The 1072-nt window shown below is 67.1% G+C and carries 1 protein-coding gene; it reads right to left on the bottom strand.

The genetic code is table 11. The features are described from left to right. Positions 1–1058 (bottom strand): alanine dehydrogenase (ald, locus tag AC0L2K_RS34860; RefSeq protein WP_473533643.1); only part of this gene is annotated, 1058 nt, incomplete at its 3' end. Positions 1059–1072 lie beyond the last annotated feature (14 nt).

Genomic DNA, 1072 nt, shown 5'->3' with positions numbered 1-1072 from the left:
GCGCGGTTGGTGATCTTGCCCTTGTGGACATTGAGGCCGTTGCGCAAATGATGATCGTCGACCAGCGCCTTCAGGCCTTTGTCGGCAAGCTGCAGGCCGTAATGCAGCGTCGCGTTGTTCAACGCCTGGGCCGAGGTGACCGGCACCGCGCCCGGCATGTTGGCGACGCAATAGTGTACGACGCCGTCGACCTCATAGGTCGGGTCGGCATGAGTTGTGGCGTGCGAGGTCTCGAAGCAGCCGCCCTGGTCGATGGCAACATCGACCAGCACCGAGCCTTTCTTCATTCCCGACAGCATTTCGCGCGAAACGAGTTTTGGCGCGGCGGCACCCGGGATCAGCACGGCGCCGACGACGATGTCGGCCGAAAAACATTCCTCTTCCAGCGCCTCGACCGTCGAGTAGCGGGTGTGGACGCGGCCGCCGAAGATATCATCGAGCTGGCGCAGGCGCGGGATCGAGCGGTCGATGATGGTGACGTCGGCGCCAAGGCCGGCCGCCATCCGTGCGGCATGCAGGCCGACGACGCCGCCGCCGAGCACAGTGACCTTGCCAGGCAGCACGCCGGGCACGCCGCCGAGCAGAACGCCGCGGCCGCCATTGGCCTTCTGCAGCGCGGTGGCGCCCGCCTGGATCGACAGGCGGCCCGCGACTTCCGACATCGGCGCCAGCAGCGGCAGGCCGCCGCGGTCGTCGGTGACCGTCTCGTAGGCGATGGCCGTCACGCCCGAGGCCAGCAGGCCCTTGGTCTGCTCCGGATCCGGAGCGAGATGGAGATAGGTGTAGAGGATCTGGCCGTCACGGAGCTGGACCCATTCGTTGGGCTGCGGCTCCTTGACCTTGACGATCATGTCGGACTTGGCAAACACGTCGGCGGCCGTCTTGGCGATGGTGGCGCCGGCGGCGCGATAGGCGTTGTCGTCGGCGCCGATGCCGGCGCCGGCGCCGGTCTCGACCAGCACTTCGTGGCCATGCGCGACATATTCGCGGACCGATCCCGGCGTCAGGCCGACGCGGTATTCGTGGTTCTTGATTTCCCGGGGGCAGCCGACGCGCATCTTCTTCTCCTCCT

This window comes from Mesorhizobium sp. WSM4817, assembly GCF_055811135.1.
Note: the sequence above shows the minus strand (reverse complement) of the source record. Positions and strands in the feature narration are given on the sequence as shown.